General features: G+C 59.7%; 22 protein-coding genes. 6 read left to right on the top strand and 16 right to left on the bottom strand.

Annotation, left to right across the window (positions count from 1 at the left end):
* Nucleotides 1-53 precede the first annotated feature (53 nt).
* Entirely contained in the window at nucleotides 54-1541 is a 1488-nt protein-coding gene (locus GOW40_RS08235) for an ABC transporter substrate-binding protein (RefSeq protein WP_171131889.1), read from the bottom strand.
* 168 nt (nucleotides 1542-1709) lie between these two features.
* On the opposite strand from GOW40_RS08235, the gene panB reads away from it, so the two are divergent.
* The 3 genes from panB (at nucleotide 1710) to glpK (ending at nucleotide 4948) form a co-directional block, all read left to right on the top strand.
* Nucleotides 1710-2549: a 3-methyl-2-oxobutanoate hydroxymethyltransferase gene (gene panB / locus GOW40_RS08240; protein ID WP_171132303.1), complete on the top strand. Its 840-nt coding sequence runs from the start codon at nucleotides 1710-1712 to the stop codon at nucleotides 2547-2549.
* A complete protein-coding gene (panC, locus tag GOW40_RS08245) occupies nucleotides 2546-3397 on the top strand; it encodes a pantoate--beta-alanine ligase (protein WP_171136617.1) in 852 nt (283 codons plus the stop codon). Before panB ends, panC begins: the two co-directional genes overlap by 4 nt.
* A 72-nt stretch (nucleotides 3398-3469) precedes the next feature.
* On the top strand, nucleotides 3470-4948 hold the full coding sequence (glpK, locus tag GOW40_RS08250; protein ID WP_171131885.1) for a glycerol kinase GlpK: 1479 nt from the start codon (nucleotides 3470-3472) through the stop codon (nucleotides 4946-4948).
* A 6-nt stretch (nucleotides 4949-4954) separates the two neighbouring features.
* Here the strand turns inward: glpK and smpB are convergent, their stop codons facing one another.
* The 10 genes from smpB to GOW40_RS08300 form a co-directional block, all read right to left on the bottom strand.
* Complete coding sequence (gene smpB, locus GOW40_RS08255; protein WP_171101653.1) at nucleotides 4955-5431, bottom strand: SsrA-binding protein SmpB; 477 nt, start codon at nucleotides 5429-5431, stop codon at nucleotides 4955-4957.
* Nucleotides 5432-5489: 58 nt separating this feature from the next.
* Complete coding sequence (gene idi, locus GOW40_RS08260) at nucleotides 5490-6032, bottom strand: isopentenyl-diphosphate Delta-isomerase (protein ID WP_171101654.1); 543 nt, start codon at nucleotides 6030-6032, stop codon at nucleotides 5490-5492.
* Nucleotides 6033-6194: 162 nt separating this feature from the next.
* A complete protein-coding gene (locus GOW40_RS08265; RefSeq protein WP_171131883.1) occupies nucleotides 6195-6608 on the bottom strand; it encodes a cytochrome c family protein in 414 nt (137 codons plus the stop codon).
* Between the two features lie 56 nt (nucleotides 6609-6664).
* Nucleotides 6665-7696 carry a P1 family peptidase gene (locus GOW40_RS08270; RefSeq protein WP_171131881.1) on the bottom strand — a complete coding sequence of 344 codons (1032 nt, stop codon included), beginning with the start codon at nucleotides 7694-7696 and terminating at the stop codon, nucleotides 6665-6667.
* An 82-nt stretch (nucleotides 7697-7778) separates the two neighbouring features.
* On the bottom strand, nucleotides 7779-8513 hold the full coding sequence (locus tag GOW40_RS08275) for an SDR family oxidoreductase (RefSeq protein ID WP_171131879.1): 735 nt from the start codon (nucleotides 8511-8513) through the stop codon (nucleotides 7779-7781).
* 56 nt (nucleotides 8514-8569) lie between these two features.
* Nucleotides 8570-8989, bottom strand: a complete 420-nt coding sequence (arfB, locus tag GOW40_RS08280) for an alternative ribosome rescue aminoacyl-tRNA hydrolase ArfB (protein ID WP_171131877.1) — start codon at nucleotides 8987-8989, stop codon at nucleotides 8570-8572.
* Nucleotides 8990-9252: 263 nt separating this feature from the next.
* A complete protein-coding gene (locus tag GOW40_RS08285; RefSeq protein ID WP_171131875.1) occupies nucleotides 9253-9897 on the bottom strand; it encodes a queuosine precursor transporter in 645 nt (214 codons plus the stop codon).
* Between the two features lie 91 nt (nucleotides 9898-9988).
* Nucleotides 9989-10873 carry an esterase-like activity of phytase family protein gene (locus GOW40_RS08290; RefSeq protein ID WP_171131873.1) on the bottom strand — a complete coding sequence of 295 codons (885 nt, stop codon included), beginning with the start codon at nucleotides 10871-10873 and terminating at the stop codon, nucleotides 9989-9991.
* On the bottom strand, nucleotides 10846-11709 hold the full coding sequence (gene mepA / locus GOW40_RS08295; protein WP_171131871.1) for a penicillin-insensitive murein endopeptidase: 864 nt from the start codon (nucleotides 11707-11709) through the stop codon (nucleotides 10846-10848). Before mepA ends, GOW40_RS08290 begins: the two co-directional genes overlap by 28 nt.
* Entirely contained in the window at nucleotides 11706-13073 is a 1368-nt protein-coding gene (locus tag GOW40_RS08300) for an MFS transporter (protein WP_171101662.1), read from the bottom strand. Before GOW40_RS08300 ends, mepA begins: the two co-directional genes overlap by 4 nt.
* Before the next feature lie 129 nt (nucleotides 13074-13202).
* On the opposite strand from GOW40_RS08300, the gene GOW40_RS08305 reads away from it, so the two are divergent.
* The 3 genes from GOW40_RS08305 to yaaA all read left to right on the top strand — a co-directional run bounded on the left by GOW40_RS08305 (nucleotide 13203) and on the right by yaaA (nucleotide 16418).
* Entirely contained in the window at nucleotides 13203-13490 is a 288-nt protein-coding gene (locus GOW40_RS08305; RefSeq protein ID WP_171101663.1) for a YggT family protein, read from the top strand.
* 78 nt (nucleotides 13491-13568) lie between these two features.
* Nucleotides 13569-15608, top strand: a complete 2040-nt coding sequence (recQ, locus tag GOW40_RS08310; RefSeq protein ID WP_171230929.1) for a DNA helicase RecQ — start codon at nucleotides 13569-13571, stop codon at nucleotides 15606-15608.
* A 33-nt stretch (nucleotides 15609-15641) separates the two neighbouring features.
* Nucleotides 15642-16418: a peroxide stress protein YaaA gene (yaaA, locus tag GOW40_RS08315; RefSeq protein WP_171131867.1), complete on the top strand. Its 777-nt coding sequence runs from the start codon at nucleotides 15642-15644 to the stop codon at nucleotides 16416-16418.
* On the opposite strand, the gene GOW40_RS08320 is transcribed toward yaaA, so the two are convergent.
* The 5 genes from GOW40_RS08320 to GOW40_RS08340 all read right to left on the bottom strand — a co-directional run bounded on the left by GOW40_RS08320 (nucleotide 16415) and on the right by GOW40_RS08340 (nucleotide 25369).
* Nucleotides 16415-18625 (bottom strand): response regulator, encoded by a 2211-nt coding sequence (locus GOW40_RS08320; RefSeq protein ID WP_171230930.1) that lies wholly within the window; start codon nucleotides 18623-18625, stop codon nucleotides 16415-16417. The genes yaaA and GOW40_RS08320 overlap by 4 nt on opposite strands.
* Before the next feature lie 66 nt (nucleotides 18626-18691).
* Nucleotides 18692-20734 (bottom strand): hypothetical protein, encoded by a 2043-nt coding sequence (locus GOW40_RS08325; protein ID WP_171131863.1) that lies wholly within the window; start codon nucleotides 20732-20734, stop codon nucleotides 18692-18694.
* On the bottom strand, nucleotides 20731-23493 hold the full coding sequence (locus GOW40_RS08330) for a DUF4159 domain-containing protein (protein ID WP_171131861.1): 2763 nt from the start codon (nucleotides 23491-23493) through the stop codon (nucleotides 20731-20733). Before GOW40_RS08330 ends, GOW40_RS08325 begins: the two co-directional genes overlap by 4 nt.
* On the bottom strand, nucleotides 23490-24365 hold the full coding sequence (locus tag GOW40_RS08335; RefSeq protein WP_171230931.1) for a DUF58 domain-containing protein: 876 nt from the start codon (nucleotides 24363-24365) through the stop codon (nucleotides 23490-23492). The genes GOW40_RS08330 and GOW40_RS08335 overlap by 4 nt, the downstream gene beginning before the upstream one ends.
* The gene (locus GOW40_RS08340) at nucleotides 24362-25369 is read right to left on the bottom strand and encodes a MoxR family ATPase (RefSeq protein WP_171131857.1); all 1008 of its coding nucleotides are present in this window, start codon (nucleotides 25367-25369) and stop codon (nucleotides 24362-24364) included. Before GOW40_RS08340 ends, GOW40_RS08335 begins: the two co-directional genes overlap by 4 nt.
* Nucleotides 25370-25411: the final 42 nt, after the last annotated feature.

The following is a 25411-nucleotide window of genomic DNA, read 5'->3' on the forward strand; positions in this document are numbered from 1 at the left end:
CACGTTAGGGGCGCGGGTCGGGCGGGTCCAGCATTATGACCCGCCCGATTTGGTTATTCGCTCCAGCTGATGGCGCTCAGGTCGATGGCCGCTGTGGGAGCGTTCTCCCACAGGCCCTGAACGCCTGCTTTGGCCACCCCAAGCTTGGCCAGCTGGAACAGGTAACCGTTGACATAGTCATCCGCGATCAGACGCTGCGCCTCACCCATCAGCCGGGTACGTTCATCCGGATCCGTCGTCGAGTTCAGCGTATCCATCAGCGCCTGAAAATCCGTGCTATCGTACTGAAAATAGTATTCAGGCCGCGCATAGATGCCGATATCCATCGGTTCGGTATGGCTGACGATCGTCAGGCCAAATTCTTTGCCTTTGAACACTGATTCCAGCCATTGGGCCCATTCCACATTGATGATCTCGGCCTTGATCCCGACCTCGGCCAGCTGAGCCGCGATGATCTCACCACCCCGGCGCGCATAGGATGGTGGCGGCAGGTGCAATGTGGTTTCAAACCCATCGGCAAAACCTGCCTCGGCCAACATCGCTTTGGCTTTTTCGGGGTCATAAGCCGAATTTTCTGTCAGATCGACATAAGCCGGGTTGTGCGGTGCAAAATGGGTGCCGATCGGCGTGCCATATCCAAACATTGCCCCGTCAATGATGGCTTGCCGGTCAATCGCGTGGGCAAGTGCTTGGCGCACACGAATGTCGTCAAACGGTGCTTGTTTGTTGTTTGTGGACAGGATCGTTTCGCCTTCTGTCGATCCGACCAACACCTGAAAGCGTGGATCTGCTTCGAACTGCGGAAGATTTTCAGGTGCCGGGAAATTGTCGAACACGTCCACATCTTCGGCCATCATGGCCGAGAACGCCGCAGTTGGGTCCGAGATGAACTTGAACGTTGCAGTCTCTAATGCGGGCTGTTCACCCCAGTAATTTGGGTTGCGGTTCAGCGTGATGCTGTCGCCTTGCACCCAGTCGCCAAAGGTATAGGCACCGGTGCCCACTGGGTTGGTCTTGATGTCATCAATGCTTTCGGGTGCGACGATGACCGCATCGCCCCAGGCCAAGTTGAACAGGAAATTGCCGTTCGGCTCGGACAGGGTGATCTTGACCGTTAAGGGATCAACAACCTCGACGCTTTCGATCCCGGCAAACAGCGCCTTTTGCGCGTTGGCACTGTCTTCTGCTGTCGCGCGGTCCAGACTGAACTTGACGTCTTCGGCATCCATCGTCGATCCGTCATGAAACGTCACCCCGTCGCGCAGCGTAAAGGTGTAAACGGTGCCGTCATCCGAAATCTCCCATCCTTCAGCCAGGCCCGGAACCACGGATCCGTCGCCCATAAATCGAGTGAGGCCTTCGAAGATGTTGGTGTAAACGACCGAATCAATGGCCTGCGCCGCGGCGCTGGTCGGGTCCAGATGCGGTGGCTCAAGCTGCATCGCGATGGTGATGTCCGATTTCGCCAGCGCCTGTGACGCAAGCAATGTAGCGCCCAGCGCAAGGGCTGATGCGCAGGTGCGAACCGAGTACAGTGTCATGGCAATTACTCCCCATTGGAACAGGTTGGGCCGCTGGTTACGGCTCTTTCTGAGACCAATGTTCCTTTAAACCTTGGGTCAATCAAGAAAATGTTCGCGCAACCGGGCTTTCGCTGCACCTGCGGCATCTGCTATGCCGCGCCGCAGTATAACCCCGGAGGAGCGATCATGAGCGCCACGGCCCGCAAAAAAGCCCCCAACGCCGAAGACATTCGCGCCCGCAAAGGTGGCCTGCCTCTGGTCAGTCTGACAGCTTATACGACGCCAATGGCACGGCTGATGGATGACCATTGTGACTTTGTGCTTGTGGGCGATAGCGTTGGCATGGTGCTGCATGGGCTCGACTCCACCCTTGGCGTAACCATGGAGATGATGATCTTGCACGGTCAGGCGGTTGCCCGGGGTTTGGACAAGGCGATGATGGTCATCGACATGCCATTCGCCACTTATGAGCATGACCCTGCCGAGGCGTTTCGCAATGCCGCCCGTCTGATGGCCGAAACCAGGGCCGGGGCGGTTAAACTGGAGGGCGGCGTCGAAATGGCCGAAACCATCCGTTTTCTGGTTCAACGCGGCATTCCGGTAATGGCCCACATCGGGCTGACGCCACAGTCGATCAACACTTTGGGCGGATACAAAGTTCAGGGGCGCGATGATCAAGCAGACGCAGTCTTGGCCGATGCCCGTGCAGTAGCGGAAGCAGGCGCGTTTTCCGTTGTGTTAGAGAAGATTCCGCAGGGATTGGCCGACAAAATCACAGCCGAAATTCCAATCCCCACGATTGGCATCGGCGCGTCTGCCGGGTGTGACGGGCAAATCCTGGTGGTCGACGATATGGTTGGCTTTTTCACCGCGTTTAAGCCGAAATTCGTCAAACGCTATGCCGAGCTTGGGCCTCTGGCCGAGGCTGCCATCGCAGAATACGCAGCCGAAGTGCGTGACCGCAGCTTTCCTGCGGCGGAACATGTCTTCGCGGATCAGGCCCCTGCCAAAGGTATCAAGTCATGACGGCGCCCATTCTAAGCAAGCTTTCGGAACTACGCACCCTGACCCGCGACTGGCAACGCAAAGAAGAAGTGATTGGGGTTGTTCCGACAATGGGCGCCTTGCACCAGGGTCACCTGTCGCTGGTCGAGGCCGCCAAGTCCGGGTGTGACCGGGTGATCGTGACGATCTTTGTGAACCCCAAACAGTTCAACAACCCCGAGGATCTGGCGAACTATCCGCGGACCGAGCTTGAAGATGCACAAAAGCTGCTGCCCTATAAGGTCGATGCGATCTATGTACCCGACCCGGATGAGATCTATCCCCAAGGGTTTTCGACCACAGTGACCGTGGGCGGATTGACTGATGTAATGGAAGGTCCGTTTCGACCGAGACATTTTGAAGGGGTGGCCACAGTCGTGGCGAAACTCTTCCTGCAAACTCAGGCGGATCGAGCCTATTTCGGGGAAAAAGACTATCAGCAGCTGCTGGTTGTGCGCCGTATGGCACGGGATCTGGACATCCCGATTGAGGTTATCGGATGCCCAACTGTGCGCGAACCTTCCGGTCTTGCGATGTCGTCGCGCAATCTGCGTTTGTCTCAAGAGGGGCTGGCGATAGCAGCGCACAAACATGCGATCATGAAAAGAACCGCTGCAAAGCTGTCTGCTGGTCACGATTTTGCAGAACTGGCAGAGCAGGCCAAGATCGACTTGATCCGGGCCGGATTCACCGAGATCGAGTATTTCGACCTGCGCTGCGCCGAAACGCTTGAGGCTTTGACCAAAGCCAGCAGGCCCGCGCGTCTGTTTGTGACGGCCTGGGCAGATGGCGTCCGACTGATCGACAATATCGCTGTTGACCCCGCCTGATTTCTGCTCTGGCCCCTGCGGCAGTGTTTGCGCTAAAGTCCGGCGGAACGAGACTTCAGGGGGAGAGCAGCCATGACCTATATTCTGGCAATCGATCAGGGCACCACATCATCACGGGCCATTCTGTTTGACGCCAAGATGCAGCGTGTGGGCACTGCGCAGCAAGAATTTCCTCAGCATTTCCCGCAGGAAGGCTGGGTCGAACATGACCCCGAAGATATCTGGAACAGTGTTGTGGCCGTCTGCCGCGAGGTGATGCAGACCGTCGGAATTTCCGCCGACCAGATAGCCGGGATCGGCATCACCAATCAGCGCGAAACCACGGTGATCTGGGATCGCCACACAGGTCAGGCCATTCACAACGCCATTGTCTGGCAAGACCGCCGCACATCCGAGATTTGCGCCACCCTGCGTGAGGCCGGATCGGAAGAAGACGTCACCGCCCGCACCGGACTGCTGCTGGACCCGTATTTCTCGGGCACCAAAGTCAAATGGCTGCTGGACACTGTACCCGGCGCGCGCGACCGCGCCGCCGCCGGAGATCTGCTCTTCGGAACAATTGATACCTTCCTGATTTGGCGACTGACCGAAGGTCGATCGCATGTCACGGATGCCAGCAACGCGGCCCGTACCTTGCTGTTTGACATCCATCAGGGCGAATGGAGCGCTGAGATTTGTGATTTGCTGGATGTGCCGCGCGACATGTTGCCTGCGGTACAGGACTGCGCCTCGGACTTCGGGGAGACAACGCTGTTTGGCGGCACGATTCCGATCCTAGGCGTGGCCGGTGACCAACAAGCTGCAACAATCGGGCAGGCGTGTTTCGAGCCGGGAATGCTCAAATCGACCTATGGTACAGGCTGTTTCGCGCTGCTGAACACGGGCGATGCGCCGGTGATGTCGAAAAACCGTCTACTGACAACCATCGCCTACCAGCTGGACGGAAAACGCACCTATGCGCTGGAAGGATCAATCTTCATCGCCGGTGCCGCTGTGCAATGGCTGCGCGACGCCTTGCAGATCATCGACAACGCGGCCGAAAGCAGTGAGCTGGCGGCGCGTGCGGATACCACTCAGAATGTCGTTCTGGTTCCTGCCTTTACCGGTCTGGGCGCGCCCTATTGGCAGCCGGATTGTCGCGGGGCGATGTTTGGCCTCACCCGTAACTCGGGCCGGGCCGAGATTGCGCGCGCCACGTTGGAGAGCATCGCTTTCCAGACCCGAGACTTGTGGCACGCAATGCAAAGCGACTGGGGCGCGGATACGGATGTAACCTTGCGGGTCGATGGTGGCATGAGCGCGTCGGATTGGACCATGCAAGGCCTGTCGGACATTCTGGGCGCCCCGGTGGATCGTCCGGTCATGCAGGAAACAACGGCCCTGGGTGCCGCCTGGCTGGCCGGGATGCGCGCGGGAATTTACCCGCAACAGGATGAGTTTGCGGCAACATGGGCTCTGGACCGGCAATTCCAGCCCGCAATGGCGGCTGACAAACGTGATGCGGCCTATGCGCGCTGGCAACGCGCAGTTGCGGCGGCAATGGCGTTCTGAACAGGCTTAGCTATGGTCTTTCATCAGGCGCTGCTTTTGGCGTGACCAATCGCGCTTGGCCTGCGTCTCGCGCTTGTCATGGGTCTTTTTACCCTTGGCGATGCCGATTTTGATTTTGGCCCGGCCCTTGTGGTTGAAGTACAAAACCAGGGGCACAAGGGTCATGCCCTTGCGTTGCGTGGCGTTCCACAGATCCGACATCTGCTTGCGCGAGACCAGCAGCTTGCGGCGGCGGCGTTCTTCGTGCTTGAAGGTTTTCGCCTGCTCATAGGGCGCGATATAGCTGTTGACCAGCCACAGCTCTCCGTCATCGACCGAGGCATAGCTGTCGGCGATATTCGACCCGCCTGCGCGCAGGGATTTGACCTCGGACCCTTCCAGCACGATCCCGCATTCAAGATCGTCCTCGATTGCGTAATCGAAACGGGCCCGCCGGTTCTCGGCGATCACTTTGTAATTCGGGTCTGTCTTCTGCTTGGCCATGACGCGTTGATGTAGGCGGCTTGGCCCGTCCATGCAAGACAGGCTGATGCGTCAATGGTCAGGAATTGGCGGAAATAATCAGGTCTGGCCCGAAAATCGTATCCGCATGATTGTGAAGATAGATCTTCAACCACGGGGTAAACCTGTCGGGGTGGCGTTTCACCTCGGCCAGAAGGTCATGGTAGTCGACCCAACGGATATCCATCACTTCGTCAGGGTTAGGCTCGATTTTCAGCGGCCCACGCACATGGGCCAGAAAGACATCGACCACCTCATTCTCGATCAGGCCATTGCCCACATCCGCATGATATTCCAGGCGGTGACGGTATTCGGGGTAAAGGCCAGTGATCCCCAGCTCTTCGCGCATCCGCCGCACGGCGCAGGCTGATGGCACCTCGTCCCAATCGGGATGGGTGCAGCAAGTATTCGCCCACAAACCGGGCGTGTGGTACTTGCCCATGGCGCGGCGCTGCAGAAGGATCTGGGTTCCACGCACGACAAACACGGAAACGGCCTTGTGCCGCAGACCCTTTTTATGGGCTTCCAGTTTTTCAACAGGGGTCAGAACGCCATCGACCCAGGCCGGGATCATGATACCCATCTGTTGTTCTCTCTTGTTACTGGTTCAAGTTTTGAAGTGCATAGACCTGATCAATTACTGATGCTTCCAAACTGGTGGTGATCTGCCCAGCAATCAACAGCACGAAAGGCCGCAGGGGGGTGCGGCCTTTCAGAAAAATCAGAACTGGATCAAATGTCCGAGTTATTCGCCCGAAACGCTGACGATATAGGCATAGACATCCTCGGCCCCTGATTTCAGGCGGAACGTCATTTTCGACTTGGCTGATGTTTCCCCCAGATAGTCTTTCAAAAAGGCTTTCGGGTCTTTGGTATATTCCACAAAGCTTGCTTCGTCCCAAACCAGCCCGTTTTCACCAGCGGCCACGATGCTGTCGCCGTATTTGAAGCCCTCGACCGTTCCCGCAGTCCGACCCGCAATGCCGTAAAGGTTCGGGCCCGTCTTACCGCCTTTGACGATAACCTCTCCGGCGGGATCAGCGATCAGGTGGCAGGATTTGCATTTGTTGAAAGCCTTCTTACCGGCTTCTGCGTCCCCTTCGGCAAAGGCGGGCATGGCCAGCAGACCCATCAGTGCAGTGGCGAGAATGCGATTCATGTGAAAACTCCACGTTCTTTCAGCTTATGCAATAGGTGCTGTGCGCAGACGAAGAGTCAACGCGCGGATTGCCGCGCGTCAGGGTCGTTCAGCTGCGTCCAGCACGGCAATAAGTCCCCGGGTGCGGGAGTCGCAAGGTAAACCGCCCGCGCAATCGCGCGCGCTAGACACAGCGACCCGACATGGCCCAGCATCGCCATGACGGACGGATCAACCTTCTGCGCCCGGGTGCTGACGCCGAAAACAAGATCTCCGTCACCCGGTGTATGGGCCGGAAGCACAGCGCGCGCGATCCCGTCATGGGCCGCTGTTGCAAGCCTTTGGCATTGCGCTTTGGTCAGGGCAGCATCGGTTGCGACAATCGCAATTGTGGTGTTCGCTTGATCGGGTTTCGCGGGATGCATAGCCTGCGCCTTGCGGCTGGCGGGGAATTCGCCAAGCCCGGATGCGGGATCTGGCCCAAGCCCGCCAAACTCGGCCCCAATCTCGAACGGTGCGGCCCAGAAATGGCGATCTTTAGGCGTGGTCACGCTGCCCATAGGATTGGCAGCAACCAAAGCCCCGACAGTAATACCGTTTTCCAACCTGCAAGAGGCCGAACCGAGCCCCCCCTTGTGCATCGCCGCAAGCGCTCCTGTTCCCGCTCCGACCGAGCCCAACGAAAACTGATCCGAGGCCGATCGATAGGCCGCAGCCCCTAGCGCGCGATAAGGGTTATCATCCCAATCCTTGTCGCCGCCGTTCAGAAGATCAAACAGGATTGCTCCTGGAACGATGGGCACGATGGCCTGACCCACCTGAAACCCGCGCCCATGCGCGCGCAACATATCCAAGACGCCAGAGCAGGCATCCAACCCAAAGGCAGAGCCGCCGGAAAGGGCGATGGCATCCACATGTTCAACCGATTTGTCCGAGGCCAGCAAATCAGTCTCACGCGTTCCGGGTGCGCCACCCATGACATGCACCGAGGCCACTAATGGCGCATCGGCCGTTAGCACCGTTGTACCCGATTTCAGGGCATCGTCCTCCGCATTGCCGACGAGTATACCGGGGACATCGGTGATCAGGTTTCGGGGTCCGGGTGTCATGTTTGTCTTTTTTGTTAGATCAGAAGCGCGCTATCGCGCGCTGCCTCCGGCGGAGGTATTTTGGAACAGAAGAAGCGGTGAATCAGATACATCGGCCACCATCGACTTCGAGCGCTGTGCCTGTGATCATGCTGGCCTCGTCCGAGCAGAGAAAACAGGCCGCATTGGCCATGTCTTCTGGGGTTGAGAAGCGGCCCAACGGGATGGTCGAGAGGAACTTGGCGCGGATCTCGGGCGTGTCTTCACCCATAAAGGATTTCAGCAGCGGGGTTTCCCCTGCCACCGGGCAGATCGCATTTACGCGGACACCTGTGGGGGCGAGTTCAACGGCCATGGTTTTGGTGGCCGTGATCATCCAGCCTTTGGAGGCATTGTACCAGTTGAGATTGGGGCGCGGCGACAGGCCTGCGGTGGAGGCGACGTTGAGGATTGCACCGGAGCCGCGCGCCTTCATCGCCGGAACAAAGGCGCGGGCGGTCAGGTAGACGGATTTCATGTTGACGGTGAAGACCCGGTCGAAATCGTCTTCGGTGACGTCTTCCAGCGGGGTGGGCAGATGGGTGACGCCAGCATTGTTGACCAGAATGTCAATCGGACCGGATGCATCCGCCATGGCCTGAACCGATGCGGCATCGCCGACATCGACTTGTTGAGCGGTCGCCTGAGGGCCGAGTTGATCAGCCAGGTCAGCGGCTGCCGCGCCATTGATGTCCGCTATTACAACACGCGCGCCTTCGGCCAGGAATTTCTGCACAATCCCGGCACCAAAGCCGGATGCGCCGCCTGTGACGATAGCGTTTTTTCCTTCTAACCTCATGCGTTTGGTCCCCCTTTTACCGGGTCAGATTAGCGCCGCGCTTGAAAGATGCCAGATCAATCTTCTGACACTTTGCCCCGCAGCGCTTTGACATCGCCGCGGGCCTTCTTTGCCGCAAGCCTGCGTTTGACCGACCCATAGGTGGGTTTGGTGGCGATCCTGCGTTTGGGCTTGACCAATGCTCGGGTGATCAGCTCTGCTAGCCGCGCGCGGGCGATTTCTCGGTTGCGGGCCTGACTGCGGGTCTCTTCGCATTGGATGATGATCGCACCGTCTTTGGTCCAGCGCCGCCCGGCCAGTCGCTTCAGCCGGGCCTTAACAGGGTCGGGCAACGTGGGCGAGCGCGCGGCTTCGAACCGCAATTCGACAGCGGTCGAGACCTTGTTGACGTTTTGCCCACCGGGACCGGACGAGCGGACAAAGCTCTCGGTCATTTCCCAGTCTTGAATGGCGATATCGTCGGTTATGCGCAACATGGGCGCGACCTTAACCGGCGCGTGCGAAAACAGAAAGGGCCGCCCCGGCGGGACGGCCCTTCGAAAGTTCAGGAGGTCGGGTCGGTTAGATCAATCGACCAGCCGGAGCAAACGCTCCACCAAGGGCTGCCCTAGCAGGCGGTCCCCCCGGTTGTTCCGACACCTCTCTCCAATCTCTTTCTTGACACTGGATCACCTCCTTTTCTATCTGTTGCGGTTATTTCTGAGCGTGGCACAAGTTGTGCCAATCTCAAAGCACTTTTTTACGCAGGCTGTGCTGTCAGCCGACCAACGATCACTTTGAACGGAATCAAGGCAATCAGTGCCAGTGACAGCTTCACCAGCCAATCAGCGAATGCCAAGGTCACCCAAAGCGGCGCCATCGGACCGGTCAGCATGAAGGGCACAGGCTCCCACGCCCAGTTGATCGCAGCGTCGGCATTGGCCCCGAAGAAGGTAACCGAGGCCGAGAAAGCCAGTGTGAAGAAAATCGCGGTATCCAGGGCCGATCCCACAAGGGTCGAGACCAGCGGTGCGCGCCACCATTGGCCGCCGCGCATGGCGTTGAACACCGTCACATCGGTCAGTTGCGCGATCAGGAAGGCCGTACCAGAAGCCACGGCAATGCGCAGCGGCACGGCGGCATAGGTAAAGCCATCACCTTGCAGAATGATCTGGCTGCCGATCAATGAGCAGATGATACCGGTGATGAACCCGGCAAAGACAACCTTGCGGGCCGGACCCACGCCATAGACGCGGTTCATGATGTCAGTGACCAGAAAGGCCAGCGGATAGGTGAAAGCACCCCAGGTCAACAGCCCGTCAAGGATCAGGAACTGGACCAGGATATTGGACGCCACAACAATGGTGGCCATGGCAATGATGCCGGGAATAAAGCTGCGTTGCATGTTTTGATGCCCGTTTTGACAAGGTAGCGGCGACTTGGCCAAGGGACCGTCCCAAGGCAAGCCGTGCGTTTAGACCTTTGCCAAACGCCTGTCAATCGGGCAGCAGATATTCCACCAGCTCGGTGCGTTGCAGGGCCAGGAAGTTGTCATCCGAGATCATGGTGGCGCGCAACCGGTCTTGCCCGTCGCGCCATACCGACAGCCCTTCGAGGTTGTCATGGGTACCGGTGCCGGTTTCAAACAGGATTTCCTCGGACCTGGGGCTGTCGTCAACAATGTCCCACCGGCGCAAGCGCGAGCGAAAGCCCAAAACCGAAACAGCCCGCTCGAGCACGTAAAGCCTCCCTTCCGGGCCGAAATCAGCCGAAACAGGCTGAAATTTGCCCCGTGCAGGCAGGCCAAACGGGCTGGACCAAGCCTGACCATCCCAGCGATAGACCAGTATTTCGCCATTTGCAGCCCGGCTTTTCTCGGTCAGGGCTAGCAGACGGCCTTGGGCATCTATCGCCAGACTTTCGAACGACCCGTTCCGGGACAAAGCGTCGAACACCTTTGGGCGGGGCAGAACTTTTGATCGAGCGTCGGGCGCTTTGAAATGGACCACCCGGTGGACGCCTTCAAACGAGATGAAAAAGCTGCCATCGCCTGCCAGCGCAAGCCCCTCGGAATCGCCTGCCGCCCCTTTCATGATCTGGCCTGTGCTGGACAGCACGGGCCATTGATCCTGCACGTCAATCGCCGAGATCTGATCACCCTCGCGCTTGATCCGGGCGGTCAGCATCAGGGCGCGATCGCTGAGCGCCAGCATCTGGTGGCCATTGTCCGAGATGTGCAGCGCTGAAAACCCTCCGAACCAATCCGCCGGGTGGCGCCAGGCATAGCTTTGCAGATGGGTGGCGGTCTTGACCTCCACCGCCCACGCGGTTCCCACCCACAGAAAAACTGCGATCAGTTGGACTGTAAGACGGCGGCGCATTGTTGGGGCAGATCCGCCAGAACATATTCACGTCGTTTCTTGGGGGCCGGAGCGTTCGGGTCCGGCGGCGGTGGGTTCAGGATGTTCTGCACCCACTGCTGCGCTTCGGCACACCCATCGCCCTTTGGTGGCGGATCCTGATTGACGCAGCCTTTGGACCCTCTGGGACAGTTCAATCGCACATGGAAGTGATAGTGATGCCCCCACCAGGGGCGGATCTTGCGCAGATAGGCTTTGTTGCCTTTTTCGTCATTGCACATCTGCACCTTGGCACCCGGAAAGACAAAAATCCGCGCCACGCGCTTGTCTTTGGCGGCCGCACGCAGCACTGCGTGATGCTGTTTGGTCCAATTTCCGTTTACATAGGCCCCGTTGGCGCGGCGCAGGGAAATGGATGAGATGTTCTCGCGCGCACTGCGGCTCAAGCGCATATTGTCGCCGGGCAGCATCCAGATATCGATATCCAGCCCCAGCTGATGACTGCGGTGACCGGATGTCATCGGCCCGCCCCGCGGCTGGCTGATATCCCCGATATAGAGCCCATTCCAGCCCGGTTGTTTGGCCGCAAAACGGCTGAGGTCCTGCACATAGTCGATGGCCTCGGGATGCCCCCAATTGCGGTTGCGCGACAGGCGCATGGCCTGCCAGGTCGGTCCCGTCTCGGGCAGTTGCACTGACCCCGCCGCGCATCCGCGCGAATAACTGCCAAAAGCGGCTGCTTTCTGGGTAGAACCCGCCTTTTGAGCCCCGAACAATTGTTTAGCCAAAGGCTCGGCCCCGGCGGTCTGTGCAAAGAAAAGCGCCGCTATGAGTATGAAAAAACGTCGTAAAATCATCTGCTCTGATCTCCTTCCGCCTTTACCCAGCGCATTAGGATCAACCCCAGGATAAACAACAAAATGATCGGTGACACCCCCAGACGTGCACTGCCGGTGACCGTTGTTGCAATCCCGATCAGCAAGGGCGCCGCAAAGGCCGTTGCGCGCCCTGATAGACCATAAAGCCCAAAGCTTTCGACCGGAGCGTCCGGATCTGTGTGACGCACCATCATGGACCTGCTGGCAGATTGCAGAACACCACCCATGCCGCCGATCAGGATACCGCATCCGAAAAAGACCATATCCGGCAGGCCCGATCCTTCTGGCAAAGAGATTCCGTAGATCTGAGTTCGGTCCATCGACACGACGGTCAGACAAACAAAGATCAGCACCCAGATCGCAACAAGAATGACGGGTTTAGGGCCGTACTTCTTGTCGAGCTTGCCACCAATCCAGGAAAAGATGGCCGAAGCCAGAACGCTTACGATTCCAAAGACCCCGATCTTGATCAGATCCCATTCCAGCACAAGGCGCGCATAGACGCCACCAAAGCTGTAAAGCCCATTCAACGCATCGCGATAGAACATGGACGAGCCCAGATAGGTTGCCAGGCTGACCCGGTGGCGCAGGTCCGAGATGGATTTCCCCAGCAACCGCAACGCCTCGCCCAGACTGCCATGTTTGCCGCTGTCGGGATCATCGCGAACCCACAGGAAATAGGGCACCATAAACAGGATGAACCATGCAGCCGTAAAGGGCCCGACAAACCGGGTGCCTTCCTGCGCGGCTGCATTCAGGCCCAGAGCAGGCTCTAACCCGATCAAAGTCTTGCCATTGGGTTGTTCGACAAACAACAGCAGCATGATCGCCAGTGAGATCAGACCGCCGAAATACCCAAAGGCAAAGCCTGACCCCGAGATCTCGCCGACTTCGTTGTCATCCCCCAGATCAGGCAACTGAGAGTTGATGAAGACCAGTGCATATTCCGCACCCACAAAGCCCAGACCAAAGGCGGACAGCATCAGCCACATGTTCGAGCCATCCGGCATCGTGTACCACAGCGCCGCCGAGCCCACGACATACATCACCGAAAACCCGAAAATCCACGGGATGCGCCGTCCGGTCACATCGGCCATGGCGCCCAGCAGAGGCGCACCAAATGCGATGACAAGGCCGGTGATCGTCAAGCAATTTGCCCATACGGTCTGCGCCCGCGCCGCTGCGGCCTGCGCATCGAGCCCGGTGCCCGAGAAATACCCCGCCGCGACGCCCGCAAAGTAAGGACCAAAGACAAAGGTGACCAAAAGCGAATGGTAAGGCTGACTGGCCCAGTCAAAGAACCACCAGCCCCAGATGCGCTTGCGCTTGGAAATTACCGCCATGCCTGTCCCTGCTTATCGTTGACTTCATAAGACGAGGCTTTGGACCGTTTCGCAAGCGTTCTGTTGGCGCAGACTTGCTCTTTGCCGCGCGGCGGCTTAGGTCTCAGGTCATACGAAAACGGAGTTTCTATGCTGTCGCTGATCCAAATCCTGCTTCTGATCCTGGACATTGTCTGGTTCATAATCCTCGTCCATGTGATCATGAGCTGGCTGATCAACTTCCAGGTGCTGAACCTTCATCAACAACTGGTGGCACAGATCTGGTATGGGCTGAACCGCTTGCTGGAGCCGATATACGGACCAATCCGACGCATTCTGCCGAATATGGGCGGATTGGATCTTACACCGTTGGTTGTTTTGATCATCGTCTATGCGCTTCGGATTATTCTGGTCAACAACGCGGTCTATTTCGTCTGACCACTTGTTCACTGAATCTTAGTATGTGATTGTCCTGTCTTAAGAGCAGTTAAACGATAAGACAGGGCACCCAAGCAGATGCTAGACGCCGCACCCTTGTTGCGAGATGTCTTTGGATTCGACTCCTTCCGCCCCGGGCAGGAAGAGATTGTCGAGGCCGTGACCGCCGGTGAAAACGTGCTGGCTATCATGCCAACTGGTGGCGGTAAATCCCTGTGTTTTCAACTGCCTGCCCTTCAGCGCGACGGGGTGACTGTGGTCATCTCGCCCTTGATTGCCCTGATGCGCGACCAGGTGCGCGGCTTGCAGGAATCCGGCGTTGCAGCGGGTGCTCTGACCTCGGGCAATACCCCCGAAGAAACCGACGCCGTGTGGGAGGCGCTGGAAGAGGGTCGACTGAAACTCCTGTACATGGCGCCCGAGCGGTTGGCGGCAGGGTCAGCACTTGGGATGCTACGGCGGATCAATGTCAGCCTGATCGCGGTGGATGAGGCTCATTGCGTCAGCCAGTGGGGCCACGACTTCCGCCCCGACTATCTGCGGATCGGGGAACTGCGGCGCGCGTTGGATGTGCCGCTGGCGGCATTCACCGCCACAGCCGATGCGGAAACACAGGATGAGATCGTCCAGAAGCTGTTTGACGGTGCAGCCCCGCGCAAGTTTCTGCGTGGCTTTGACCGGCCCAACATTCATCTGGCCTTTGCTGCCAAGGACGGGCCGCGCAAACAGATCCTGGATTTTGCCGCTGCGCGAAAGGGTCAATCCGGCATCGTCTATTGCGGCACCCGTAACAAGACCGAAGTGTTGGCGCAGTCCCTGCGCGCTGAAGGGCATGTGTCCTGCCATTATCACGGCGGGATGGAGGCGGAAGACCGCCGCATCGTGGAAACCCGGTTTGCCCGCGAAGACGGTCTGATTGTCGTGGCGACGGTGGCCTTTGGCATGGGGATCGACAAACCCGATATTCGCTGGGTGGCCCATGCGGACCTGCCCAAATCTATCGAGGCCTATTATCAGGAAATCGGCCGCGCTGGCCGTGACGGGGCACCTGCTGAAACGCTGACCTTGTTTGGCCCGGATGACATTCGCCTGCGCCGGTCTCAGATCGATGAAGGCCTGGCCCCGCCCGAACGCCGGATGGCCGATCATGCGCGATTGAATTCCTTGCTGGGGTTGGCCGAAGCTTTGCAGTGCCGTCGTCAGACCTTGTTGGGATATTTCGGGGAAAACACCGAACCCTGCGGGAACTGCGATCTGTGCAACAGCCCAGCCGAGGTGTTCGACGGCACCACGCCCGTTCGAATGGCCTTGTCTGCCATTCTGCGCACCGAGGAATGGTTTGGCGCAGGTCATCTGATCGACATCCTGCTGGCCAATGAGACTGACAAGATCCGCGCCCGCCGCCATGATGCGCTCTCGACCTGGGGGATCGGCAAAGACTGGTCGCGCCCGCAATGGCAGGCGATTTTCAGGCAGATGATGGGGCATGATCTGGTGCGCCCCGACCCCGACCGCCACGGCGCGCTGCGCATGACCGAAGCCGCGAAACCCATTCTGAAAGGCGAGGCGCAGATCAACTTGCGCAAGGATACGATCCGCAAGGCCACGCGCCGCCCTGCGGTCAAGGCCATGGTGGCCGAGGAAGACGCGCCGCTGTTGTCAGCGCTCAAGGCCAAGCGCCGCGCCCTGGCCGAGGCCGCGCGGGTTCCAGCTTATGTGATTTTCCCCGATCGCACCCTGATCGAGATGGCCGAGAAGCGCCCGATGACATTGGACGAAATGGCGCGTATCGGCGGCGTTGGCGCCAAAAAGCTGGAACGCTATGGCGATACGTTCCTTGAGGTGGTCTCGGGTGAGGCCAAAGCACTGCATCCTGCGCGCCGCAAGCTGGCGGGTCGTGAGCAGGGCGAGATTTATGACCGCCTGCTTGAAGTACAGTCGCAATTGTCGCGCGGCCCCGAGGGGATCGACAAACCGCTGACTTGTTCAGCCGCGCAATTGGCCAAGGTGGCGCAGATGCGCCCGGACGACCCGCGCGGGTTGGAACAGCTGTTGGGCGATCGCCGTCACGAAAGGTTTGGTGCCGCGTTTCTGGACGTGCTGCAACAGGCGAGCTAGATACGGCGGGTCAGGCAAGAAAAGAGGGCGGACATGCTGGTTGTTATCTCGCCGGCCAAGCGGCTGGATTGGGCAGAACGGAACGTGGATGTCACGCAACCCGATTTTCAGGATGACGCCATTCGGCTATCGAAAACCGCGCGAAATCTGACCCTGGGGGATCTGAAAAAGCTGATGGATCTCAGCGATGATCTGGCCCGCCTGAACCGCGATCGATATCGGGCTTTTTCCGACGCACCTGATGCAACGACGACCCGTCCTGCGGCGCTGGCGTTTGCCGGGGACACCTATCAGGGGCTTGAGGCCGCGTCGTTGGACGCCGATGAAATGGCCTGGGCACAGGATCATCTGAGGATTCTATCCGGCCTTTACGGGGTGTTGCGCCCGCTGGATGCCATTCAACCCTATCGGCTTGAGATGGGCAGCAAGCTGAAAACGCGGCGCGGCAAGAACCTGTATGAGTATTGGCGCGATCAACTTAGCAAGGCTTTGAACGCGCAAGCCGCCGAGGTGGGCAGTGATGTTCTGGTCAATTGTGCCAGTCAGGAATATTTCGGCGCGGTCGATCTGAAAGCGCTGAAGCTGCGTGTGATCACTCCGGTCTTTATGGAGGACAAGGGGGGCACGCCCAAGATCGTGAGCTTTTTTGCCAAAAAGGCGCGCGGCGCGATGGCGCGCTACGTCGTGCAGCATCGGTTGACCGATCCCAATGCCCTGGTCGAGTTTGACACCGGCGGATACGCCTATCGCCCTGATCTGTCCGAGGCGGGCAAGCCGGTTTTTGTGCGCCCCTATCAGGCCCAAGGCTAGCTTTCAGCGCCTTCGGGTTGGGCCACCGGGCGGGCGTCTTCCGGACAATGGGTCTTGATCATTTCGTGGATCAGCGCCTTGTGCAGCGGCTTGGTCAGGTAATGATCGAGCCCCGCGGCGAGAATACCCTGATCATCGCCTGCCATGGCATGCGCAGTCAAAGCAACGATCGGAACCCTGCGCCCCGTTCCAACCTCGCGTCGCCGGATTTCACCAGTGGCCTCTTTCCCGTCCATCTTCGGCATCGAGATATCCATAAAAATCAGATCGGGATCGAACGCGGCATAGGCCTCGATCGCCTCAAGCCCGTTGCTGACAAATCTAAGCTCAATGTCCAGATCCTTGGTCATTTTCTTCAGGATCAGTTGATTGGTTTTGTTGTCTTCCGCCGCCAGCACCTTCATGCGCCGATGGCCATCAGTGTCTAGGCCGCTTGATAGCGCGGCAGGTTCACCCGCCCGTTTCTGAGGCTCGAACACAGGTGCACCAAGTGCCATCAAACGTGAAAAGAGTTCGGCCCTTGGGATCGGTTTCTGCAAAATACCTTCGATCAGCCGGTTCGCCGGGTCTGCATGGATGACGCCCGGGTTGGCCGACATCACGACAATCGGCAGATCCGACCAATTCCGTTCGCGCAACATGGTCGCAAGCTCCAGCCCCTCCATATCGGGCAGGTCCTGATCGCAGAGCACCAGGTCGATTGTATCATCTACCGCTCGCAGCGCCTCTTCTCCGCTGGTGCATACCGTCACGCGGGACCCCAAACGGCTGAGTTGCTTGGTGAGAATGGCGCGGTTCACCGCAAGATTTTCGACCACCAGAACATGTTTCAAGCGCCCGGCCAGATCAGGCGGCGCTGGTTGCGGGCCTTCGGCCGTGGGCAGAGATACCCGAAAGCCGAAACAGGAACCCGCGCCCTGTTCACTCTCTACCCAGACCTTTCCACCCATCATCTTGATCAGCCGTTCAGTGATCGCCAGACCCAGTCCTGTGCCTTCAAACTGACGGTTGCGCTCATCCTCGACCTGATTGAACTCACCAAAGATATGATCGATCTTGTCCGCCGCGATCCCAACACCGGTGTCTTCGATAGCCACATGAATATCGCAGCTTTGCTGGTCAGAATTTGGCACTCCGGTCACCCGGATCAGCACGTGGCCGTCCGAGGTGAACTTGACCGCATTGCCAACCAGATTGGTCATGATCTGCCGCAGACGTCCCGGGTCGCCGACGAACAGCGTGGGCAGGAACAGGTCATAATCGACCAGCAGGGTCAGCCCCTTGTCGCGCACGCTGGGTTGCAGCAACATCGCGACTTCAAGAATGCACCGCTCCAGATCAAACTGCTCGGGGTGCAGGGTCAGTTTGTCAGCTTCGATCTTGGAATAGTCCAACACGTCATTGATGATAACCAGCAGCGCCTCCCCCGAGTTGCGGATCGTATTGACGTAAAGCCGCTGTTCCTCGGCCAAAGGCGTTTCTGTCAGCAGTTCGGTCATACCGACGATCCCGTTCATCGGAGTTCGAATTTCGTGGCTCATATTGGCCAGAAACGCCGATTTCGCGCGGTTCGCGGCCTCGGCCCGTTCGCGTGCGGCGTTCAGTTCGGCCTCATGCCGGACCGAAGAGGTGATGTTCAGCGCCAGGCTGACCACATCGCCACCACTGCCACGCTGGTCGATCAGGCGAATATATTCTCCGTTCCACAGCTGAATGACCACCGGTTCGGGGTTGAGACTGGCCCACCGGCTTAACATCCGCGCTCGCCACTCAGCCACAGGTTCGTCGCCGATATCGACAATGCCTTCATCCGTCAAAAGCTGAAGAATGCGGCGATATTCGATGCCGGGCGAAACTTCGTCCAAACCTTCGAACACGCTCAGGTAAGCGGTATTGGCGCTGATCAACTGGCTGTTCTCGTCGAAAAAGGCAAAGCCATCCTGAATGGTCTGAATGGAATGCCACAACCGGCGTTCGGCCACTTCGATCTTGGCATTGGCGACGGTCAGATCGGATTTGACCTTTTCATTCTCGCCCCGCACCGTTTCCACTTCGGCCTGGGTCTCACCGATCTGGCGGGTCAGGGCCAGCGCATGACGACCCAACTTGCAGTTGGCAGCGGAAAGCTCGGCCTGTTTGAGGTGCAACAATCTTTCGGCTGCAAGCCGCGCGCGCCGTTCTTGGGCCAGTTTTTCTGCAAGGCTCATATCATGCTCTTCCCGGGTTAGCTGCGTGCAGCATCCCGGGAAGCGGTGAAAAAGTGCTTAAAGCTGTTACGAACGCCCTTCGCGCAGCCATCCCGCCAATAAGAACCCACCAGCCAGCAGCAGCGCCAACCAGGGTGGGAACAGGCCCGCTTGGGTGACATCTCGGGTTTCATAGGCGTCGCGCGGGGTCAGACCAATCCAGCCGCGCCCTGCCGCCGGACGCCCGTCGCGGACATTGCGAATGGCAGGCAAGCCGTCCTCAACCTGAATCACACCACCCCGCAAGCTGGCCAGATGCGGTTCCATGATCTCGGACGTTGCGATGGTGCGTTCGAACTCTTTGGGCGCTGCGGGGCCAAGACCAATCACAGCAAAATGCTCACCCTCTTCCAGGCGATAAAGGCCAATTTCAGGGCCGAAATACTGAACCTCGAAGCGACCGGGCGAGACTTCGTTCAAGTTGATCTGCAGGCTCTCACCATTGGGCCGTGTGATCGTGACCGGGCCAATCTCTTCGTTCAGGGTCTGGCGAATGATGCGCATGGTTTGGCCGTTGGCTTCGGCCCAGAGCGCTTCTTCTTCAAGCTCGGGCTCTTTCATCAGCCAATGTGCAAGACGGCGCAGAAGTTCCAACTGCGGACCGCCGCCGTCAAATCCGCGACTCCACAGCCAGGCATGATCCGACGCCAGCAAGGCGACGCGGCCTTCGCCTGCGCGGTCCAGAACCAACAGCGGGCGTTCATCCACTCCAGTCATCAGCACTTCGCCCGTCCGGGGCCGCACATCAATCTGACGCAGCCATGCGCCCCAGCCATCCGATGCGCCCAAATCGGTGGTGACCGGGTGGCGTTCGCCAAGCTCGGACACCATCGGGACAAAGCGTTCCTCGATCACCCGCGCGGTAGGCTGGGCAGGCAGAACCGGCCCAAGCGGTGATCGAAAGATGCTGTCGGCGGTGGCGAAATCAGGACCGGCGGCCACCAGCACGGCCCCGCCGTCGTTGATATAGTTGTTGACGTTATCCAGATAGATCGCGGGCAGGATGCCCCGGCGTTTGTAGCGGTCGAAGATGATCAGATCAAAATCGTTGATCTTTTCCAAAAACAGCTCTCGGGTCGGGAAGGCAATCAAAGACAGCTCATCCACAGGCACGCCATCCTGTTTTTCGGGTGGACGGAGAATGGTGAAATGCACCAGATCGACCGAGCTGTCGGATTTCAGAAGGTTGCGCCAGGTGCGCCCGCCCGGATGCGGCTCGCCCGAGACCAGCAGCACCCGCAACCGGTCGCGCACGCCGTTCATCTGGATCAAGGCGGTGTTGTTGCGGTCGGTCAACTCACCTTCGGCCTGCGGCACGCTGAACTGGATCACATTGCGCCCGCCATGGGGCAGCGCAACAGGCACTTCGATGTCGCTGCCGATGGGCATGGTGAAAGTCTGCGGCGCGCCGCCATCAATCGAGATCTCAAGCGGCGCTGTCGTAGCGCCCGGGGGCACCGCGCCGCTGTCTTCGATCCGGAGCGTCAGGGTCACGGGCTCACCGATGATGGCAAAGGCCGGGGCGTTGCGCACGATCAGCCTGCGGTCCCAATCCTCGGCCCGTCCGGTTTGCAGCAGATGCATCGGGGCGGGCAAATCCGGGGCCTGATCCACATCATGCACGATCCCGTCCGAGACGACGACGATCCCCGCGATTCGCGCACGGGGTTCTTCGGCCAGGGCGGCGTTCAAAGCCGCCATCACCTGTGTTCCCTCATCCCCGTCACTGTCGCCAACGGGGATACGGCGCAATTCGGTGTTTGCGCGGCTTTCGATCTCTTCGGCCAGCGCGTCTGCGGTTTGCACCGTCTGCTCGGCGCGGTCTGACAAGGTCTGGCTGGCGCTTTGATCTTCGATCATCAGCACGATGTCGGTCAAAGGCGCGCGGTCTTCTATCTGATAGACCGGCCCGCTGAGCGCGATCAGCACCACAATCGCTGCCAGCCCGCGCAACGCCCAACCGGACAATCCACGCCAGAGTGCGACAGCAATCCCGCCCAGCGCCACAGCGCCCACGATGGCCAGAACCGGCCAGGGAATCAGCGGATCAAAAAGAAGCGTTCCGTTCATTGTCCCAACCTGTCCAATAGCGCAGGCACGTGGACCTGATCGGATTTGTAATTCCCGGTCAGCACGTGCATCACCAGATTGACGCCAAAGCGATTGGCCAGCTCGCGCTGCCGTTCACCGGCATAGCCACGGCCCACCGGCAACAAGGCCTGACCGTTGCGATCCACCGCCCAGGCGCTGGCCCAGTCATTGCCGCCGATGACCACAGGCGTCACGTTATCATTCAGATTGCGGAAGGGCATTCCTTCGATCTGCTCGGCATCGGGCGGCGCGGCCTCGACCCAGACCTCGGTGCCCATGTGCCGGCCCGGAAAATCCTGGAGCAGGTAGAAGGCCCGGGTCAGCACGTGATCCTTCGGAACAGGCTCTAGCGCGGGGATATTCAGCGGACCTGCCAGCTGTTGTAGCTTCCGGCCATTGGGGCTGGAGGCCCCGAAACTGGCGACATTGGCATCGCGCGTGTCAAACAGGATCATCCCGCCCGACCGCAGATAGGTGTTGAGCTTGGCGTAAGCCTCAGCTGACGGTTGCGGTTGATCGGGGGTGATGGGCCAATAGAGCAACGGGAAGAACGCCAGTTCATCCCGTTCAAGATCAACCCCAATCGGCTCGGCAGGTTCGACCGAGGTACGGAAATACAAGGTCTGGGCCAAACCGCGCATCCCGGCCTCAGCAACCTCGTCCACCTGCGCATTGCCGGTCAGGACATGGGCCAGAACAAGCTCATGCGCCGCTTGCAGGGCAAATTCGGTATCCTCGGGGGTTTGCGCTTGAACCTCTGGCACCAGCAGCAAGCCACCGGCCAAAACGGCTGCGGCGCGCGCCAGCCCCAAACGCCCTGACAAAGCCAGCGAGGCGACGATGTCGACGGTCAGCAACAGAAGCGCGAGGCTCAAGAGCAGCCCGCCAATTGGCGTCTCGGTGCTGATCTCTTGTCCGCGGATCGGGATATCTGCAGGCCAAACCACCGGGCTCAGCAGCGCGTCCTCGGGCAGAACGTTCAATGCGAGCTTTTGCTTGCCGCTTTCATAAAGCCCGGGGCGCAGTTCGGGCCCGATTGGATCCGAGATCAGGCTGACACCATCCACACCGGGTAAGTTACCCGCATCCGACAGGGTGCCGAAACCGTCGAGAACCTGAATAGGCTCCCATGTTGTGCCCTGCAACTGCGCCTCTTGCCGCGACTTGGCGGCAGAGGCGACAGCCAGACGGTCCAGCATTTCGACAAACAGGCCCGACAAAGGCAGGCTGGACCATTCGGCGTCTGCGGTGACGTGAAACAGCACAACTTGCCCCAGACCCAGCGCCTTGCGGGTCACCAGCGGCGTGCCGTCCGACAGCGAAGCAATCACCCGATCCGCCAGATTAGGGTCTGGTTGCGCCATGACTTGCGTGGTGACAGACACGTCCGCAGGAATGTTCAGACCGAAAAAGGGCGAATCTTCGGGGAACGGGGCCAGGCCTTTGGCTTCCCCCCAGCTCATCGCACCCCCGACGGAGCGGCCCCCGCTGCGCAGACGCACCGGCAGCAAGGTATCCTCGGCGGCGCGGCCCAGATCACTGGCGGCCATGCGCGGGCCTGCAAAGCGCAGCAGCAAGCCGCCCTGTTCCACCCATTCGGTCAGCGCAACCTCTTCGGCGGCGGCCAGAGTGGCGACATCTGCCAGCACAATCACATCCGGGTTGGCGCGCAGAACATCCAGCAGACCGCCATCGACAAAATCAGCGGTGGGGATCAGAACCTGTGTCAGGTAGTGCAACGGCGACAACAGCTCGAGCCCTTCGCGGTCAAGCGTTCCTGCGATCAAAGCCACTTCGCGGCGGCGCAGGCTGTCATCGGTGAGCGTGACAGCCCCTGCGGCGCGTTGGCCCTGGATCTCAAACCGCGTGATCCGGGCGCGCAGCTCGGACGGCAGGACAATCTGCGTTTGCGCCCGGGTGGCGTCGCTTTCAAACTCCAGATCGACCGAATGCAGCACGCGCATGGTGCCCGCCGGATCGCGACCTTGCGCCAACACGGTGACGGTATCGGCCGGGCCGGGTTCCGCACGCAGCACAGTCAGCACGATCGCACCGTCCTGATATGTTGCGGGCGCAATGGCCATGACCGGGGACGGAGATTGAAAGACTGTCACATCACCCCGCGCCTGCAATGCGTCGACCATCTGATCTTGACTGTCATAGTTCAGGCGGTCGCTGAACCAATGCGTGTCAAACCCACCATCAACATCATTCAACGACTGGATCGCCGCATCTAATTGCTGAGGTGTGGGCTGCCACGGCATCGGCACAAGCCCGGGCAGTCGTCCACGCCATGCCTCAGCCGCCTGGAAAACCGGCGCTTCCGGCTCGGTCAGGCGCAGGATCGAAACCGGGCGCCCAGCCCGGCCCGCCTCGGTCAGCTGCGCGTCAATCTGGTCCAGCGTGGCCGACCAGCGGGTGGCCCCCGCCCAGCTGCCATCCAGCACCAGCAACAGGGGTCCCGAGCCGGTCTCATCCCGTGACGGGTTCAGAACCGGACCTGCCAGACCGATGATGATCGCCGCTGCCGCCAGCATCCGCAGCAGCAAAAGCCACCATGGTGTGCGGTCCGAGACGCTTTCTTCGTCCTTCAGCCCCAAAAGCAGTGTTACCGCCGGGAACAATCGACGGATCGGTGCAGGCGGTACGGCGCGCAGGATCAGCCACAGGATCGGCAGGGTCAGCAGACCAAGCAAAATCCACGGCGCAGTGAAACCGATACCTGCGAGAACCGTCATTGCACACCCCCATCCAGCGCGCGATAGAGCCACAATAGCGCCGATTGCGCACTGTCTTTGGAGTGGTGCAGACCCAATTGCCAACCGGTGGCGCGGCATAGTCGGGCCAGGTCATCCTTGCGTCGGGCCAGCCGCTCGAGATAACGGTCGCGCAGGTCGCCAGCCTTCAAGGTCTCGTGCTGGGCGGTGCCGCCAACGCTTTCAAAGATCGTCCGCCCGCGAAACGGGAACGCTTCTTCTGACGGGTCGAGAATTTGCAGCAAAACACCCCGTACCCCGCGATCAGCGGCCTTGGTCAGGGCAAGCTCGACTTCGCCGAGCGGGCCCAGAAAATCAGACAGGAACACAGCGCGGGCATGAGGGATCATGGCTTTGTGTTCTGGCGGTGCGTAATCCGCCTCGGCATCCTCAGACCAGGCTTGCGCCAGGCGAACGATCTGCGCGTTACCGCGTCGGGGCGGCAGGCTTGTACCAGTCAGCCCTACACGCTCACCGCCGCGCACCAGCAGGATGGCCGTTGCCAGACCCAGCAAACGCGCGCGATCGGCCTTGGTCGGTAGCCCTTTATCCGACGCAAAACGCATCGAAGCCCCCTGATCGACCCAAAGCATAATGGATTGCGCAATCTGCCATTCGCGCTCGCGGACAAATTGCTGATCCCCGCGGGCCGAACGCCGATGGTCGATCATCCGGCGGCTGTCGCCCAGTTGTGCCGGGCGATATTGCCAAAAGTCATCACCCATACCCGACCGACGCCGCCCGTGATCGCCCAGCAGCACCGTTCCGGCCAAATGCTCGGCGCGCGCCAAAAGCGGCGGCAGCCGGGACGCCTCGGCCTCGGATCTTTCGCGAAGAGTCAGCGCCGCATTCACGCTGCGGCCTCGGCCCGGATCAGACCACGAGCCGTTGTCTCAATCAGATCAGCCAGACTGTCACCCCGCGCACGGGCAGCGAAGTTGAGCGCCATGCGGTGGCTCAGCACCGGGCGCGCCATGTCCAGAACATCATCTGCATTGGGGGCCAGCCGTCCTTGCAACAGCGCCCGGGCGCGCACGGTCATCATCAGAGCCTGCGCCGCACGCGGCCCCGGACCCCAGGCCACCGTCTCGGCCACACGCTCGGAAACACCGGACTCTTCCGGGCGGAAGGCACGGACCAGATCGAGGATCAGTTCAACCACCGATTCTCCCACGGGCATCCGGCGCAACAGAACCTGCGCGGCCAGCAACTCTTCCTTGCTGAAGATCTGATGCGCCCCGTCTTCTTCAACGCCGGTGGTCGCGAGCAAGATATCGCGTTCGGTCTGGCGGTCGGGATATTCCACATCAATTTGCACCAGAAACCGGTCAAGCTGCGCTTCGGGCAGCGGATAGGTCCCTTCCTGTTCAATCGGGTTTTGGGTGGCCAACACGTGGAATGGCGTGCCCAGACTGCGATCTTCGCCAGCGACGGTTACAGTCCGTTCCTGCATGGCCTGCAGAAGCGCCGATTGGGTACGCGGGCTGGCGCGGTTGATCTCATCGGCCATCAACAGCTCGCAGAAGATCGGGCCGGGGATGAAACGGAAGCGGCGTGTACCGTCTTCGGCGGTATCCAGAACCTCGGACCCAAGGATATCTGCCGGCATCAGGTCGGGAGTGAACTGGATCCGGTTGCCATGCAAACCCATCACGGTCGACAGAGTTTCAACCAGCCGTGTCTTTCCCAACCCGGGCAAGCCGATCAACAAAGCGTGACCGCCACACAACAAAGCGGTCAGGGTCAGGTCAACGACCCGCTCTTGCCCGATAAAGCGACGGGTGATCGAGGATTTCGCCTCTTGCAGCTTGTTTTCCAGCGCTTCGATCTCGACGACGAGGTCGGCAGGTTCGGACATGAGGTTCCCTTCCGTGAACTGATATGGTTGAAGTGTATCGCG

Source organism: Ruegeria sp. HKCCA6707, assembly GCF_013033515.1.
GTDB lineage: Bacteria > Pseudomonadota > Alphaproteobacteria > Rhodobacterales > Rhodobacteraceae > Ruegeria.

Excerpts from the sequence above, each read along its gene's own strand:
- GOW40_RS08235 (WP_171131889.1), bottom strand. The coding sequence starts at position 1,541 with ATGACACTGTACTCGGTTCGCACCTGCGCATCAGCCCTTGCGCTGGGC.
- panB (WP_171132303.1), top strand. The coding sequence starts at position 1,710 with ATGAGCGCCACGGCCCGCAAAAAAGCCCCCAACGCCGAAGACATTCGC.
- panC (WP_171136617.1), top strand. The coding sequence starts at position 2,546 with ATGACGGCGCCCATTCTAAGCAAGCTTTCGGAACTACGCACCCTGACC.
- glpK (WP_171131885.1), top strand. The coding sequence starts at position 3,470 with ATGACCTATATTCTGGCAATCGATCAGGGCACCACATCATCACGGGCC.
- smpB (WP_171101653.1), bottom strand. The coding sequence starts at position 5,431 with ATGGCCAAGCAGAAGACAGACCCGAATTACAAAGTGATCGCCGAGAAC.
- idi (WP_171101654.1), bottom strand. The coding sequence starts at position 6,032 with ATGGGTATCATGATCCCGGCCTGGGTCGATGGCGTTCTGACCCCTGTT.
- GOW40_RS08265 (WP_171131883.1), bottom strand. The coding sequence starts at position 6,608 with ATGAATCGCATTCTCGCCACTGCACTGATGGGTCTGCTGGCCATGCCC.
- GOW40_RS08270 (WP_171131881.1), bottom strand. The coding sequence starts at position 7,696 with ATGACACCCGGACCCCGAAACCTGATCACCGATGTCCCCGGTATACTC.
- GOW40_RS08275 (WP_171131879.1), bottom strand. The coding sequence starts at position 8,513 with ATGAGGTTAGAAGGAAAAAACGCTATCGTCACAGGCGGCGCATCCGGC.
- arfB (WP_171131877.1), bottom strand. The coding sequence starts at position 8,989 with ATGTTGCGCATAACCGACGATATCGCCATTCAAGACTGGGAAATGACC.
- GOW40_RS08285 (WP_171131875.1), bottom strand. The coding sequence starts at position 9,897 with ATGCAACGCAGCTTTATTCCCGGCATCATTGCCATGGCCACCATTGTT.
- GOW40_RS08290 (WP_171131873.1), bottom strand. The coding sequence starts at position 10,873 with ATGCGCCGCCGTCTTACAGTCCAACTGATCGCAGTTTTTCTGTGGGTG.
- mepA (WP_171131871.1), bottom strand. The coding sequence starts at position 11,709 with ATGATTTTACGACGTTTTTTCATACTCATAGCGGCGCTTTTCTTTGCA.
- GOW40_RS08300 (WP_171101662.1), bottom strand. The coding sequence starts at position 13,073 with ATGGCGGTAATTTCCAAGCGCAAGCGCATCTGGGGCTGGTGGTTCTTT.
- GOW40_RS08305 (WP_171101663.1), top strand. The coding sequence starts at position 13,203 with ATGCTGTCGCTGATCCAAATCCTGCTTCTGATCCTGGACATTGTCTGG.
- recQ (WP_171230929.1), top strand. The coding sequence starts at position 13,569 with ATGCTAGACGCCGCACCCTTGTTGCGAGATGTCTTTGGATTCGACTCC.
- yaaA (WP_171131867.1), top strand. The coding sequence starts at position 15,642 with ATGCTGGTTGTTATCTCGCCGGCCAAGCGGCTGGATTGGGCAGAACGG.
- GOW40_RS08320 (WP_171230930.1), bottom strand. The coding sequence starts at position 18,625 with ATGAGCCTTGCAGAAAAACTGGCCCAAGAACGGCGCGCGCGGCTTGCA.
- GOW40_RS08325 (WP_171131863.1), bottom strand. The coding sequence starts at position 20,734 with ATGAACGGAACGCTTCTTTTTGATCCGCTGATTCCCTGGCCGGTTCTG.
- GOW40_RS08330 (WP_171131861.1), bottom strand. The coding sequence starts at position 23,493 with ATGACGGTTCTCGCAGGTATCGGTTTCACTGCGCCGTGGATTTTGCTT.
- GOW40_RS08340 (WP_171131857.1), bottom strand. The coding sequence starts at position 25,369 with ATGTCCGAACCTGCCGACCTCGTCGTCGAGATCGAAGCGCTGGAAAAC.